This is a genomic window from Phascolarctobacterium sp. ET69, assembly GCF_023336935.1.
Classification (GTDB): Bacteria; Bacillota; Negativicutes; order Acidaminococcales; family Acidaminococcaceae; genus Fusicatenibacter_A; species Fusicatenibacter_A intestinipullorum.
Window position 1 is genome coordinate 392,616 of the sequence record NZ_JAMBLR010000002.1, and the last position, 13,366, is coordinate 405,981.

Sequence of the window (13,366 nt, forward strand, 5' to 3'; positions counted from 1 at the left end):
TTTGCAGATGGAAAAAATTATGTCTATATGGTAAAATTAAATGATAGAGTCAGCTTTATCTTAACGGAATTATTATATAGACAGGAGGATGGCACTTTGAATAATGACATCCATATAGTTTTGGACAGCATTGCTTCCGCCGCGGAAACGCCGCTGGCGCATGACGCACGCTGCCATATTTTGCAGCTTATTTTCCGCCATAAAGCGGTTGAGTGGCGCGATGGCGAAAAAACGCCGGAAGAAATGTTTAAAATGGTGAAGGAAAGCGGCGAACTGCCGAAAACTTCGCAGCCGCCGGTTGGCGAGTTTTTGGATTTGTTTACGAGCCTTGCCGAAGAAGGAAAGAAAGTTATAGGTATTTTTGTAGACAGCGTTTTAAGCGGAACTTACCATACCGCCTGCATGGCAGCGCGGCAGGTAATGCAGGAAATTCCCGGTGCCGATATCCGCATTTTCGACAGCCTTACGGCGGCAACGCCCATCAGCGCACTGGCGCTTGATATTTTGAAAAAGGCCGATGAAGGCGCCGGTATGGATGAACTGGAAGCGTTTATTAACGGCGCTGTTGCACGCACGGAAACCTGTTTTTCGGTAAATACGCTGGAATATTTGCAGAAGGGCGGGCGCATAGGTGCTGTTGGCGCGCTGCTTGGAAGCCTTTTGGGCATACGCCCGGTAATAACTTTGGATAAGGAAGGCAAACTTGTTGTTGCCGCCAAATGCCGTACCCGCAGCAAGGTGCTTAACACAATGCTTGAAATTTCTTCTTCGCACGGAGAGCTTGAAAGAATCTGCATTGCCCATGAAGGCGCGGAAAAAGATGCCGAATATCTTTACGGAGAAATGACTAAGCGTTATCCCGGTGTGCCGGTACTGATGACGGGCATCGGTGCTGTTTTGGCCACCCATTTGGGGCCCGGTTGCATTGGGCTTTTTGTACGTACCAAAGAATAAATCCGGCGCGGCCGGAAAATAAAAAGGCAGGGCTATCTGCCATAATCAAGGAGTGAAGATGAACTTAACACAGACGGCTGTAATTAACGGCCACGATATAAAAAACATGCTGCTGGGCGCTTATGCGGCTTTTGCCGCCGGTTACCGGCAGATTGACGAATTAAATGTGTTCCCGGTGCCTGACGGCGATACCGGGACGAATATGATGCGCACCATGGAAGCGGTGCACCGTGCACTTTTGCCGCTTGATACGAATTCTGCGGCGGAGGTTGGCGCAGCGGCTGCCAAAAGTGCCATTATGGGCGCGCGCGGCAACAGCGGCGTAATACTTTCACAGCTTCTGCGCGGCATTGGGCGCGGGCTGGCAGGCAAAGCGCGCGTTACAGGCAACGAGCTTGGCAAGGCCTTTCAGTTTGGCATTTTATATGCCTACCGCAGCGTTGCCAAACCTGTGGAAGGCACCATTTTAACGGTGGCGCGCGGCATAGCCAAAGAGGCTTACCACGCAGTGCGCCGCGGTGAGGACTTTACCGAAATTTTGACCGAAGCCATTGCCGGCGGCAAAAAAGAACTGGCACGCACGCCGGAGCTTTTGCCCGCTTTAAAAGCAGCCGGTGTTGTTGATGCCGGCGGCCAGGGCCTGATTGTATTTTTGCAGGGCTGCTTAAACGGCCTTCTGGGCAAAAACTTGCCGGAGGAAGATGAGCAGCACATATCCGTTAATAAAATTGCCGCCCTGCCGGCAGAAGAAGTTGACTTAACCAATCCGTACTGCACGGAATTTATTGTAAAAAATACGGCAGTGGATGATAAAACCGTGCGCGCTGCGTTAGCGCCGTTAGGCAATTCGCTTATTGTAGCGGCAATGGATGACGTGGTAAAAGTACATATCCATACCGCTAACCCGGGCGCTGTTTTGCAGCAGGCACTTGAATGGGGCACGCTGCACGATATTAAAATTGACAATATGGCAGAGCAGCACGAACACCGTGTATTCAATGTGGCGGCAGTGCAGCAGACGGCACCCAAAAAAGAAGGCATTGGCCTTGTAAGCGTGGCGGCAGGCAGCGGCATTGCGCAAATTATGCTGGCGCAGGGTGTCGATGAAATCATCAGCGGCGGGCAGAGTATGAACCCGCCTGTGGAAGAATTTGTACACGCCATTGAAAACGGCGCTTACAGCAAATATATTATTCTGCCAAACAATAAAAACATTGTGCTGGCAGCGCAGCAGGCGCAAAAACTGCTTGGCGCAGACCGTGTAAGCTATGTGCCGACCATTAATCTGGCGCAGGGCATTGCCGCAGTTCTGGCGTTTGATTCTTCGCAGACGATGGAAGAAAACACAGCCGCCATGACTGAAGCGGCGCAGAGCGCACATTGCGCAGCAGTAAGCATTGCCGTGCGCGACAGCGTTGTTGGCGGGCTGCCCATTATTAAGGGCGATTATATCGGCTTGTTGGAAAATAAAATAGTCTGCACAGGCTCAGGCTTAAACGAAGCAGCTGTAGGCGCGGTGCAGAAAGCCGGTACGGACTGGGAACTTTTAACCCTGTACTACGGCAGCGATATTTCCGAAAACGAAGCGCAAAGCGCAGCGGCAGAACTTGAAAAGCTGTGCCCTGGCGCAGAAGTGCAGGTGCTTGAAGGCGCGCAGCCTTTATACCCGCTGATTATAACTTTGGAATAGCATAAAATTAAGGCATGCAGGCCGCATGCCTTTTGTTTTGGAGGGGACTTATGCAGGAAATCATGCTGGCGATTGTCCTCGGCATTGCCGTGGGGCTCGCTAATTTGCTGAGTTATAAAATAAAATTTTATTTAAGTAAACTTTCTACGCTGTGCCTGTGTAGCATGCTGTTTTGCCTTGGCGCAAAAATCGGCTGTGATGATGCGCTGCTGGCAAAACTGGGCACACTCGGCGTTCAGGCCGGAGCCATTGCTTTTGGCGCGGTTTGCGGCAGCATACTTTTTTTATCTGCCGCCATTAAACTGCTGGCGCGCCCGGCAGATACAGAGGAGGGCGAGTAATGCTTAGTGTTGCCGTTTCTCTCGTGGGCGGGCTGCTTTTTGGTTATTTGTTTTTAGATACGGGCGTTAAAGACACGCTGGATTTAATTTTAATGTCGGCGCTGGACGTAATGATTTTTATTGCCGGTATCGAAATCGGCAGCAACCGCGGCATTTTAAAACGCATCTGCAACCTGCACAGCGCGCTGCTGGCGCTTGCCATACCTTTGGCGGTAGCCTGCGGCAGCATTTGCGGCGCACTGCTTTTGGGGCATATTGCCGGGCTGAGCGCGTATGATTCGCTGCTTGTCGGCGGCGGGCTTGGATGGTACAGTTTTTCTTCGGTTGTTATCAGCGCCATGTATAGTACAGAAATTGGTACAGTAGCGTTTTTGGCAAATATGATGCGCGAAATTTCCGGTTTCTTTTTAATACCGCTTTTGGTGCGCGTGCATAAATTTCTGGCGCTTGGCCCCAGCGGTGCGGCTACTATGGACAGCGGGCTGCCGGTAGTAATAAAATATACCAACCTGCATGTCGGGATGTACTCTTTCATCAACGGGTTGGTGCTTACCCTCATTGTGCCGGTACTTATTTCGTGGCTGTTGAGTTTAAGGTGAAAAATATCGTCAATATATAAAACAAAACCTGCCTTGCGCAAAAACGCCCGGCAGGTTATTTTATGTTTGTAACCGATTATACAGTTGTAATTTGTACTGCTCTTTTATATTAGCAAAGTGTTTGCACTGTTGCAGCGATGCAAAAATGCTGCTGGCACATGGCAATATGGCTCCCGAGTGAAATCAAGATTAGCGGGTTGTTCATCAACTAACTCTCCATTCCACTCAAGTCCGGTTTTGAAAGCGTTTGCAGCAGCCTTTGCTTCCATTTTTGTTAATAGCAATGCCGCATCCCGGTTTATATCTTCCTCACTGCACTTTGATGGGCTGCCGTATTTGTCGTAATAATAAGTTGGGCCGCAAAGCCAGTAGACCATTTTAGCAGTAACTATATCACAAGCGGGATTCATTACAATTTGTTCAACTGTAAACATTCCATCATCATAATTATAATCTGCAATCATGTAGTGGAGTTCTTCAGCGGATGTGATATGAGAAAATAATTCTGCAATTTCCTTTTTGTAAGCTTCAAAACCTATTTCTCTTTGACGGCAGAATCCTTTGTAAAATTCTTCTTCCTCACAGCCCTCCATTTCATCGTCAAACTCATCTTGTTCCATGTCTAAATAATAGTCATCTCCAGCACAAGACGCACGTTCCATAAGAATATCAAGTTCTTTTTTTCTTTCTTCTGACAGCATGATAATATCCTCCTTATCTAATAAATACATTGAATTGAGGTTTATTATTCTAATTATATTTTAACATAAATAATTAAGAAAAATTTTAATGTGGTATATGAATTATCAAAAATTATTAAATTTACATAGGCATCATAAGGCTGTTATAAAACTAAAATTGGCTTTGTATAAAAAGTAACAGCAGTAAAAACTAACTTAATAAATAACAAACTTAATTATAATTAAAAACGTAAATATAATCATATACAAACAAAATAACCTGCCTTGCGAAAAAACGCCCGGCAGGTTGTTTTATTTCTGCTGTAAGCAGGATATTTAATTTTTATTTCGTGCCGCTGCACGTTTTAAACTTAAGCCTATTCTATTGCGCGCTTCGTCGATGCTGATAATTTCCGCTTCTACAATATCGCCGACGGCAACAACGTCAAGCGGATGGCGGAAACGTTTATCAGACAGTTCGCTGCGGTGCGCAAAACCGCTGGTTTTTAAGCCTATATCTATAAAGGCGCCAAAGTCTACCACGTTCTGCACGCGCCCTTTAACAATGCTGCCAATGGCAAGGTCACTTAATTTGGCAACGTGTTTGCGTGTTAAGGGCGGCGGTGTGTCCTCGCGCGGGTCGCGCCCGGGGCGTGCCAGTGCTGCCAAAATATCCGTAACGGTGGGCAGCCCGGCAGCAAGCGTTTTGGCTATCTGTTCAGCATCGGCGTTTGCGGCGGCGTGTTGCAATTCTGCGCCGGTGCAGTCCTTTAAGCTAAAGCCCAAAAGTTTAATAATTTCTTCCGTCAGCTTGTAGCTTTCCGGGTGTACGCTGGTGTTGTCAAGCGGGTTTTGTGCGCTTGCAATGCGTAAAAAGCCTGCGCACTGCGTAAAGGCGGCGGGGCCAAGCCTGCTTACTTTTAAAAGTTCTTTGCGGGCGGTAAAGCTGCCGTGTTCATCGCGCCAGGCAATAATGTTTTTGGCAACGGTGGGCGAAACGCCTGCTACATAGCTTAAAAGTGCGGGTGAGGCTGTGTTAAGTTCCACACCAACGTGGTTAACGCAGCTTTCCACAACGCCGGTGAGTGTTTCGGCCAGTTCTTTCTGGTTAACGTCGTGCTGGTACTGCCCTACGCCAATGGCTTTCGGTTCAATTTTTACAAGCTCAGCCAGCGGGTCCTGCACGCGGCGTGCTATGGAAACCGCGCCGCGCAGCGAAACGTCAAGTTCCGGCAGTTCTTCGCGCGCCAGTTTGGAGGCGGAATACACGGAAGCCCCTGCTTCGCTGACAATGGTATAGGCAATGTTAAGCCGGTGTTTTTCAATCATCTGCGAGGTAAATTCTTCTGTTTCGTAAGAAGCTGTGCCGTTGCCGATAGCAACAAGCGTTACGCCGTAAGTGTTTACAAGGTTTAAAAAGCCTGCTTCGGCCTGAGCCCTTTGTTTTTCGCTGCCGGTAATGTATAAAGCAGCGGTGGCCAGTGTTTTGCCCTGCGGGCTGATGACAGCCGCTTTGCAGCCGGTACGGTAGCCGGGGTCAAGCCCGAGCACGGTATGCCCGGCAACAGGCTGCTGCAATAACAGCTGGCGCAGATTGGCCGCAAAAATGCTGATGGCCTGTTTTTCGGCCTTTTCGGTAAGTTCGTTTCTTATTTCACGCTCCAGCGAAGGGAAAATAAGGCGTTTGTAGCTGTCGGCAAGTGCCGCTGTGTACATTTCTGTCCATACGGTGTGTTGCTGTATTTTAAGTTTGCGCGCCAGTTTTTCGGTCATAATTTCGGCGGGGTATTTAAGGCTTACTTTGAGCAGCCCTTTGTTTTCGCCGCGGTTCAGTGCCAAAATGCGGTGCGGCGGCAGGCGGTGTACGGGTTCGGCATAATCCGTGTACATTAAAAAGTCTTTGGCTTCTGTTTCGTCTGTGCCAAGCGCCGATGCAAGCTCTGCGTTCTTCCACAGTTCGCGGCGTATAAAATCGCGCACGGTGGCGTTATCCGAGATGTTTTCGGCAACGATGTCCATTGCTCCCTGCCACGCTTCTTCGGCGCTGTTTACGCCTTTTTCCGCATCAATATGCAGTGCGGCAAGTTTTTCAAGCGGCAGCGGCGGCTGTACCTGCTGCGTTATAAGTTCTGCCAGCGGCTCCAGACCTTTTTCGCGGGCTATCTGAGCGCGGGTGCGCTTTTTATGGCGGTAGGGCAGGTATAAATCCTCAAGCTCCTGCATTTTTACTGCGGCGTAAATCTGCGTTTTAAGTTCCGGCGTCAGTTTTTCCTGCGCTTCAATGGCGGCAAGTATTTCCGCACGGCGTTCTTCCAGCTGGCGCAGGTATTTGGCCCGTTCTTCAATGCTGCGCAGCGCTTCTTCGTCCAAAGTGCCGGTGGCTTCTTTGCGGTAGCGCGCAATAAAGGGTATAGTGTTGCCGCCGTCCAAAAGTTCCAGTGCGGCGTGTACCTGCTGCGGTTTTACTTTCAGCTCGGCTGCTATAATTTGTTCAATAGTCATGGCGTACCTCGTTTTACAAAAATAATATTACTACATTCGCCGCGGTTAGAAAAAATCCTTGTGGCGTTTTAGTGAAATATTTTTGTCAACGGATAATGAATATTGACAGAGAAAATCTTATTTAATATAATTATTAAAAAGATTTATTAAGGCTGCATTGCTTTAAGGGCAATGCCGGAAGGAGGAGCTTATGTTAACTAACAGCGAACTTACTGCTATTTTGCGCGAAAACGGCTATAAAGTTACGCCGCAGCGCCTGGCTGTGTACGAAACGCTGGCAGCAACGCATGAACATCCCAGCGCTGAAATGCTGTACAAAACGCTGCGCCCCAAATATCCTTCCATGAGTTTTGCTACCGTATATAAAACCGTGGAGATATTAAACAGGCTGCATGTCATCCAAATCATCAATACCGGTGAGGACAGCTTCCGCTATGATGCCGACATCAGCGATCATCACCATGTGCAGTGCACCTGCTGCGGCAAGGTAGAGGATTTGTTTAATGTTGATTACAGCGGTATTATGGCACAGGCCGAAAAAGAAAGCGGCTACAAATTAAGCGGGCACCAGTTCTATTTTTACGGGGTCTGCGAAAACTGCCGCAAAAAACACTGATATTGTTAAATAGTAAACACTTTTGGAAATTTATCCGAAAGTGTTTATTTTTTTCTCCGGATTGCTTTATAAATTTGCAAAGTTTTGGTAAAATAATACACAAATAAATACAAATGTGCCATACAAATGTGCCGGTAAAGAAGGAGGGCAGCTTGTTTTTTAAAATTTATAATTTGTCTGGAGGAGATATTTGTGTTGGGTTTAATTATTGCAATTATTGTTACGGTAATAACAGGTTACCTTATCATCAAAAAGTATAAAGCACAAACTGTGCTGATGGTTGCCGGCAGTATTTTGATGGCCTGTTCAGTTTTTATTGTAGGCAAACCGCTTCTGGCAGAAAAAGCGGCAACCGGTTTTGCCGGGTTTGATATTTTTAAATATATGACCACAATTTTCCAGTCGCGTACGGCCAACCTTGGCATGATTATAATGGCTGTTGCCGGTTTTACAAGATATATGGATAAAATCGGTGCCAGCAAATCACTGGTTAAAATCTGCATCAAACCGCTGCAAATGTTTCATGCGCCCTATATTGTGCTGGGCTTTGGCTATATTGTAGGGCAGATTCTGAATATCTTTATTCCCAGTGCTTCCGGGCTTGGCCTTTTGTTAATGCTTACTATGTATCATATTCTTGTAAGCCTTGGCGTGAGCAAAGAAGCCGCAACGGCAATGATTGCCACTGCTTCCTGCCTTGACCTTGGGCCGGGCAGCGGCAATGCAACACTGGCAGCCAAAAATGCCGGGCTTGATGTAGCCATTTATTTTGCGCATTACCAGATTCCGGTAGCTGTTTGCGTTATGGCGGTTGTTGCAGTTTCGCACATGATAATGCAAAAATATTTTGATAAAAAACAGGGCCACGTTGTAGAGAAAAAAGTAATTGAAAGCAGCGGTGAAAACGGAGATGAACCGGGCAAAATTTATGCAATTCTGCCGGTACTGCCTTTGATTTTAATTCTGGCGTTCAGCAAGCTGTTTATTTCCAGCATTAAAATGGATGTAATTACGGCCATGATTTTGAGCGTTTTTGTAAGCATGGGCTTTGAACTTGTACGCCACGGCAATCTTAAGGAAGTTATGAAAAGCATTCAGACCTTTTTCGACGGCATGGGCACGCAGTTTGCCACTGTTGTAACGCTGGTTGTTGCCGGTGAAGTTTTTGCCAAAGGCCTTACTTCTATCGGCGCTATTGATACTATCATCAGCTATGCCGAACATTCCGGCTTCGGCGGTTTTGGCATGACGGTTGTTATGACAATGGTAATTGTTGTTTCCGCAATCGTTATGGGCAGCGGCAATGCTCCGTTCTTTGCTTTTTCGGCACTTGCCCCTGCGGTATCCGAAAAACTTGGCATGCATGCCGTGTTAATGCTTTTGCCGATGCAGTTTGCGGCAGGCATTGCCCGCAATGTGTCGCCTATTACCGCAGTAGTTGTAGCTGTTTCCGGCATTTCGCAAATCAGTCCGGTTGAAGTGGCAAAGCGCAGCGCAGTGCCCATGGCTTTGGCAATTATTACTACTTTGGCATGCACTGCTTTGTTCTGGCAGTTTTAAGGGGGTAATGTAACATGGCGTTTAACGAAAAGGATTTTTTAAAGGAACTGGAAACGGTTGTTAATATTGATTCGCACAGCAAAATGCCGGAAGGTACGGCTAAAGTTGCAGAATATATAGAAGAACGGCTGCAAAAAGCCGGGTGGCTTACGGAAAAAATCAGTGTTGGGCCTGAGGTTGGGCCTTGCCTGAAAGCCGTTAACAAGCCTTGTGAAAAGTATGATGTAATGCTTATAGGCCATATGGATACAGTGTTTCCTGCGGGTACTGCCGCACAGCGGCCTTTTGCGGTAAAAGACGGACATTTTACAGGGCCGGGTTCAGCAGATATGAAAGGCGGGCTGATGTATATGTGCAGCCTTGCAGAGTATGTTGCGGAAGAAAATCTTGACGGCAGTATCTGCCTGCTGTTTAATTCTGATGAAGAAATCAGTTCCGTTGCTTCACGCCCTGTTATTGAACGCGAAGCCGTTAAAGCCGCTAACGTGCTTGTGCTTGAGCCTGCGAGGGCAAGCGGCGCACTTGTTAACAAGCGCAAAGGCATTGTCAAATATGAACTTACTTTTAACGGCATTGCCGCACATGCCGGTGTTGACCCGGATAAAGGGGCGAGCGCCATTAATGAATTTATCCGCTGGGGAGCGGAAATAATTAAACTGGCTGCGCCGGAAAAAGGCACGACAGTGAATATAGGCCTTGTAAACGGCGGCACAGGTGCCAATGTTGTTGCCGAGAAAGCCGTATGCAGCATAGATATACGCATAACCGATATTAAAGAGGCTGAACGCATTGATAAAAAATTAAAAGAAATGCAGGCAGCACCGTTTGACAGCCGTGTAAAGATTGACATCAGCGGAGGGTTGAAACGCCCGCCGTTTAATACAACGGAAGCCTCCAGAAAGCTGTGTGCCGTGGTTGACGAAGCCGCTGCTGAACTGGGGCTGGCGCTGGAATGGGTTGCCACGGGCGGCGGCAGTGACGGCAACTTTACTTCTGCGCTTGGCGTGCCGACTGTTGACGGAATGGGTCCGATTGGCGGCGGCGCTCATTCTGACAGGGAATATGGTGAAGTGGTAAGCATTGTTCCGCGTTTTAATCTTTTAACTGCCGTTGTAAAAAAACTTGTGCAAAAATAAAAATATATATGGACACCGGGAAGGCGAACTTTCCGGTGTTTTTTGTATTTATTACAATTTTGTTACAACTAATTTTAAATTTTGACTTTTTTACAGCACATAAATTCTGAACTTTTGGTATAATATATAAGTAATTCCGATATAAAATTATGGGGAGGATTAACTATGGAACTTGCCCAAAGAATTGAACATACATTATTAAAACCCGAAGCAACCGTTAAAGATATTATGCGCCTTTGCGATGAAGCGCAGAAATACTACCTGTACGCCGTATGCGTAAATCCGTGCTATGTGCCGCTGGCAAAGCATCTTTTGCAGGGCACGGAGGTGAAAGTTGTAACAGTGGTTGGTTTTCCGCTGGGCGCAACTTTCAGCAGCGTTAAAGCGCTGGAAGCCAAAACGGCAATGGAAGAACATGCCGATGAAATTGATATGGTAATGAATGTTTCGGCCTTTAAAACAGGCGATTATGCTGCCGTAACGGAAGATATCCGCCGCGTGGTGGAAGCAGCGGCGCCCTGCCCGGTAAAAGTTATTATCGAAGCGGCGTACCTTACTCCGCGTGAAAAACGCACTGCCTGCCGTATTATTGCCGATGGTGGCGCAAAATTTGTAAAAACCTCAACCGGTTTCGGCAAAGGCGGAGCAACTGTGGAGGATGTAAAACTTTTGCACGAAGAAGCAGGCAAATATGGTTTAAAAGTTAAAGCCGCAGGCGGAATCCGCAATGCGGAAACTGCCAAAGCCATGGTTGAAGCAGGTGCCGACCGCATAGGAACCAGCGCAGGTGCAGCCATTGCCGCAGGTGAAGCATGACGGGCGAGTTTAAAATTTCCGTGCTGGCCAGCGGCAGCAAAGGCAATGCCACCATTATTACAGCGGGCGGCAAAAACTTTTTGATAGATGCCGGTATCAGCTGCCGTCAGCTTACGCAGCGCATAAAAGAAACCGGCATGCAGCCGGAGGATTTGGACGGCGTGCTTTTGACGCACGAACACCGCGACCACATCAGCGGTCTGCCGGTATTCAGCCGTAAATACCATTTGCCGGTGTTTGCCAACGAAGCAACCTGGCGCAATTTTGCACAGCGCAGCGAAATGGAGCGCAGCTGCTGCCGTCTGCTGCCAAAATGCCTGGAAACGGAAGGCCTGAAAATTACTAATTTTGCCGTTCCGCATGACGCGGCAGGTGCCGTAGGCTATGTATTCAGCTATGCAGGTGCGCGCTGCGTTTACCTTACGGATGTTGGCTTTATTACGGAAGAAATTAAAAATAACGTAGCCGGTGCGGACACACTGGTGCTTGAAGCAAACCACGACGAAGAAATGCTAAAAAAAGGCATTTACCCATATGCCTTAAAGCAGCGCATTCTGGGCACGCGCGGGCATTTATCCAACAAAGCCGCGGGCTGGCTGCTTTCGCAGATGGAGCGGCTGCCGGGTGAAGTAATATTGGCGCATCTCAGCCAGGAAAACAACACGCCGGAGCTTGCGCTTAAAACTGTGCGCGGAATTTTGGATGCAGGAGAAACCGGCGGGGATACGCAAATATATGTAGCCTCGCAGGATGAAATAGTAAAAAATTATTGAGGGGTGTAAAAAATGCAGAAAACATTGCTTAAAAAATCAATGAATTTATTTTTGTGCGGCATATTAAGCACGGCCGTGCTTTTAGGCGGCTGCGGCATCGGCAATACTGCCAATACGCAGAAAGAAGAACAGCCTGCCGCCGCAGTTCAGCAGGAAGTAAAACTTTCCGGCGCGCGCAACACGCCGGTAGTGGTAGCGGCGCAAAAAGTTGGCCCTGCCGTTGTAGGCATAACCAACAAAGCCTATGTGCGCGACTTTTTTAACCGCGTGCAGCTTACCGAGCGCGGCACAGGCAGCGGCGTTATTTACGACAAAAGCGGCCTGATTGCCACCAACAACCACGTTGTGGAAGGTGCGCAGGAAATTATCGTTAGCCTGACGGATGGGCGCAGCGTTAAAGGCAAGGTGCTTGGCGCAGATGCCGCAACAGACCTTGCCGTTGTTAAAATTGATGTTGATGAAGATTTGCCGGTAGCCAAATTCGGCGATTCTTCCACCTTGCAGGTTGGCGAACCTGCTATTGCCATCGGCAACCCGCTGGGGCTGGAATTCCGCGGCAGCGTAACGGTTGGCGTTATCAGCGCGTTAAACCGCTCTATCGAATTGGGTGACCGCAAGTTTAACCTTATTCAGACTGATGCCGCCATTAACCCCGGCAATTCCGGCGGCGCGCTTGTTAATGCCGACGGCGAGGTTGTAGGCATTAACTCTGCCAAAGTAGCGGTAAGCGGCGTCGAAGGCATTGGTTTTGCCATCCCGGTAAACTCCGCCAAACCTATTTTGGACGAGCTTGCCCAGCACGGACGCATTGCGCGCCCCTATATCGGCGCCAGCCTGATTGATAAAGATATTTCCGCACGTTATGGCTTTGACCTTGATTTGCACGGCGGCATTTTTGTAATGAAAATTGTTACCGGCGGCCCTGTTTATAACGCAGGCATGCGCCCCGGCGACATTATTTTAACCTTTGACGGCGCTAAAGTGGAAACCGTGCCTGAACTGCGCACCAAACTTGCAGAAAAGAAAGTTGGCGACACAGTTGCCATTGTTGTGCTGCGTGCAGGCATTGAACGCACCTTGCAGGTAACTTTGCAGGAAATGCCGGAGGGCAACTGATATGAAAATCAGCCTCGTCTGCGTAGGTAAAATTAAGGAAAAATACCTTACCGAAGGCATTGCCGAGTTTACCAAGCGCCTGACGCCGTACTGCAAGCTGGAAACCATTGCCATTGGTGAAGAAAAAATGCCGGATAGCCCTTCACCTGCCGAAAAAGAGCAGGTGCTGGCTAAAGAAACGGAGCGTTTGATAAACGCCATACCGGCAAGCGCTTATGTGGTGCTTTTGGATTTGCAGGGCAGGGAAATAACCTCGCCGCAGCTGGCGGAACTGTTTGACGGCTGGGCGCTGGCTGGCAAAAGCCATATCGCCTTTGTTATCGGCGGAGCATTTGGCTATACGGATGCTTTGCGCAGGCGCGCAGATATGCGCTGGAGTTTTTCCAAGCTGACTTTTACGCACCAGATGATACGCCTTTTGCTGGTAGAACAAATTTACCGTGCTTTTAAAATAAGCCGCGGGGAACCGTATCACCTTTAGGGGGTAAGTTTTAAATACGCTAACTCTTTACTGAGTTAGCGTATTTTTGTTTTTATAAATTAAAACCATCTTTATAAGCGACACTATCGACACTCATAACGC

The 13,366-nt window shown here is 48.2% G+C and carries 13 protein-coding genes; 11 read left to right on the top strand and 2 right to left on the bottom strand.

All coding sequences use genetic code 11. The features are described from left to right. The first annotated feature begins 96 nt into the window (after positions 1 to 96). From M3079_RS04640 to M3079_RS04655, 4 genes are read left to right on the top strand one after another with little or no spacing between them, the layout of a single operon-like run. Positions 97 to 954, top strand: coding sequence for a DegV family protein (locus M3079_RS04640; RefSeq protein WP_249077547.1), 858 nt, complete (start codon positions 97 to 99; stop codon positions 952 to 954). Positions 955 to 1,012: 58 nt separating this feature from the next. After that, positions 1,013 to 2,644, top strand: a complete 1,632-nt coding sequence (locus M3079_RS04645) for a DAK2 domain-containing protein (protein WP_249077549.1) — start codon at positions 1,013 to 1,015, stop codon at positions 2,642 to 2,644. Positions 2,645 to 2,694: 50 nt separating this feature from the next. Continuing rightward, positions 2,695 to 2,985, top strand: coding sequence for a LysO family transporter (locus M3079_RS04650; protein WP_249077551.1), 291 nt, complete (start codon positions 2,695 to 2,697; stop codon positions 2,983 to 2,985). Then, entirely contained in the window at positions 2,985 to 3,584 is a 600-nt protein-coding gene (locus tag M3079_RS04655; protein WP_249077554.1) for a lysine exporter LysO family protein, read from the top strand. Before M3079_RS04650 ends, M3079_RS04655 begins: the two co-directional genes overlap by 1 nt. A 104-nt stretch (positions 3,585 to 3,688) precedes the next feature. Here M3079_RS04655 and M3079_RS04660 read toward each other — a convergent pair whose 3' ends face one another. Then, entirely contained in the window at positions 3,689 to 4,285 is a 597-nt protein-coding gene (locus tag M3079_RS04660; protein ID WP_249077556.1) for a DUF4274 domain-containing protein, read from the bottom strand. A 315-nt stretch (positions 4,286 to 4,600) separates the two neighbouring features. Then, a complete protein-coding gene (locus M3079_RS04665; RefSeq protein WP_249077558.1) occupies positions 4,601 to 6,766 on the bottom strand; it encodes a Tex family protein in 2,166 nt (721 codons plus the stop codon). Between the two features lie 190 nt (positions 6,767 to 6,956). Here M3079_RS04665 and M3079_RS04670 point away from each other — a divergent pair, with 190 nt between their 5' ends. The 7 genes from M3079_RS04670 (at position 6,957) to rlmH (ending at position 13,264) form a co-directional block, all read left to right on the top strand. Further along, positions 6,957 to 7,382: a Fur family transcriptional regulator gene (locus tag M3079_RS04670; protein ID WP_021715960.1), complete on the top strand. Its 426-nt coding sequence runs from the start codon at positions 6,957 to 6,959 to the stop codon at positions 7,380 to 7,382. Positions 7,383 to 7,574: 192 nt separating this feature from the next. Next, complete coding sequence (gene dcuC, locus M3079_RS04675; RefSeq protein WP_249077560.1) at positions 7,575 to 8,942, top strand: C4-dicarboxylate transporter DcuC; 1,368 nt, start codon at positions 7,575 to 7,577, stop codon at positions 8,940 to 8,942. Positions 8,943 to 8,956: 14 nt separating this feature from the next. After that, on the top strand, positions 8,957 to 10,078 hold the full coding sequence (locus tag M3079_RS04680) for a M20 family metallopeptidase (protein ID WP_249077563.1): 1,122 nt from the start codon (positions 8,957 to 8,959) through the stop codon (positions 10,076 to 10,078). A 165-nt stretch (positions 10,079 to 10,243) separates the two neighbouring features. Next, positions 10,244 to 10,894 (top strand): deoxyribose-phosphate aldolase, encoded by a 651-nt coding sequence (deoC, locus tag M3079_RS04685; protein ID WP_249077565.1) that lies wholly within the window; start codon positions 10,244 to 10,246, stop codon positions 10,892 to 10,894. After that, the gene (locus tag M3079_RS04690) at positions 10,891 to 11,667 is read left to right on the top strand and encodes an MBL fold metallo-hydrolase (RefSeq protein WP_249077567.1); all 777 of its coding nucleotides are present in this window, start codon (positions 10,891 to 10,893) and stop codon (positions 11,665 to 11,667) included. Before deoC ends, M3079_RS04690 begins: the two co-directional genes overlap by 4 nt. A gap of 12 nt (positions 11,668 to 11,679) precedes the next feature. Then, positions 11,680 to 12,783, top strand: a complete 1,104-nt coding sequence (locus M3079_RS04695; protein WP_021715957.1) for a trypsin-like peptidase domain-containing protein — start codon at positions 11,680 to 11,682, stop codon at positions 12,781 to 12,783. Between the two features lies 1 nt (position 12,784). Next, positions 12,785 to 13,264, top strand: coding sequence for a 23S rRNA (pseudouridine(1915)-N(3))-methyltransferase RlmH (rlmH, locus tag M3079_RS04700; protein WP_249077569.1), 480 nt, complete (start codon positions 12,785 to 12,787; stop codon positions 13,262 to 13,264). The last annotated feature ends 102 nt before the right edge of the window (positions 13,265 to 13,366 follow it).

Coding starts and splice junctions, on each gene's coding strand:
- M3079_RS04645 (WP_249077549.1), top strand. CDS start 1,013: ATGAACTTAACACAGACGGCTGTAATTAACGGCCACGATATAAAAAAC.
- M3079_RS04650 (WP_249077551.1), top strand. CDS start 2,695: ATGCAGGAAATCATGCTGGCGATTGTCCTCGGCATTGCCGTGGGGCTC.
- M3079_RS04655 (WP_249077554.1), top strand. CDS start 2,985: ATGCTTAGTGTTGCCGTTTCTCTCGTGGGCGGGCTGCTTTTTGGTTAT.
- M3079_RS04660 (WP_249077556.1), bottom strand. CDS start 4,285: ATGCTGTCAGAAGAAAGAAAAAAAGAACTTGATATTCTTATGGAACGT.
- M3079_RS04665 (WP_249077558.1), bottom strand. CDS start 6,766: ATGACTATTGAACAAATTATAGCAGCCGAGCTGAAAGTAAAACCGCAG.
- M3079_RS04670 (WP_021715960.1), top strand. CDS start 6,957: ATGTTAACTAACAGCGAACTTACTGCTATTTTGCGCGAAAACGGCTAT.
- M3079_RS04680 (WP_249077563.1), top strand. CDS start 8,957: ATGGCGTTTAACGAAAAGGATTTTTTAAAGGAACTGGAAACGGTTGTT.
- deoC (WP_249077565.1), top strand. CDS start 10,244: ATGGAACTTGCCCAAAGAATTGAACATACATTATTAAAACCCGAAGCA.
- M3079_RS04690 (WP_249077567.1), top strand. CDS start 10,891: ATGACGGGCGAGTTTAAAATTTCCGTGCTGGCCAGCGGCAGCAAAGGC.
- M3079_RS04695 (WP_021715957.1), top strand. CDS start 11,680: ATGCAGAAAACATTGCTTAAAAAATCAATGAATTTATTTTTGTGCGGC.
- rlmH (WP_249077569.1), top strand. CDS start 12,785: ATGAAAATCAGCCTCGTCTGCGTAGGTAAAATTAAGGAAAAATACCTT.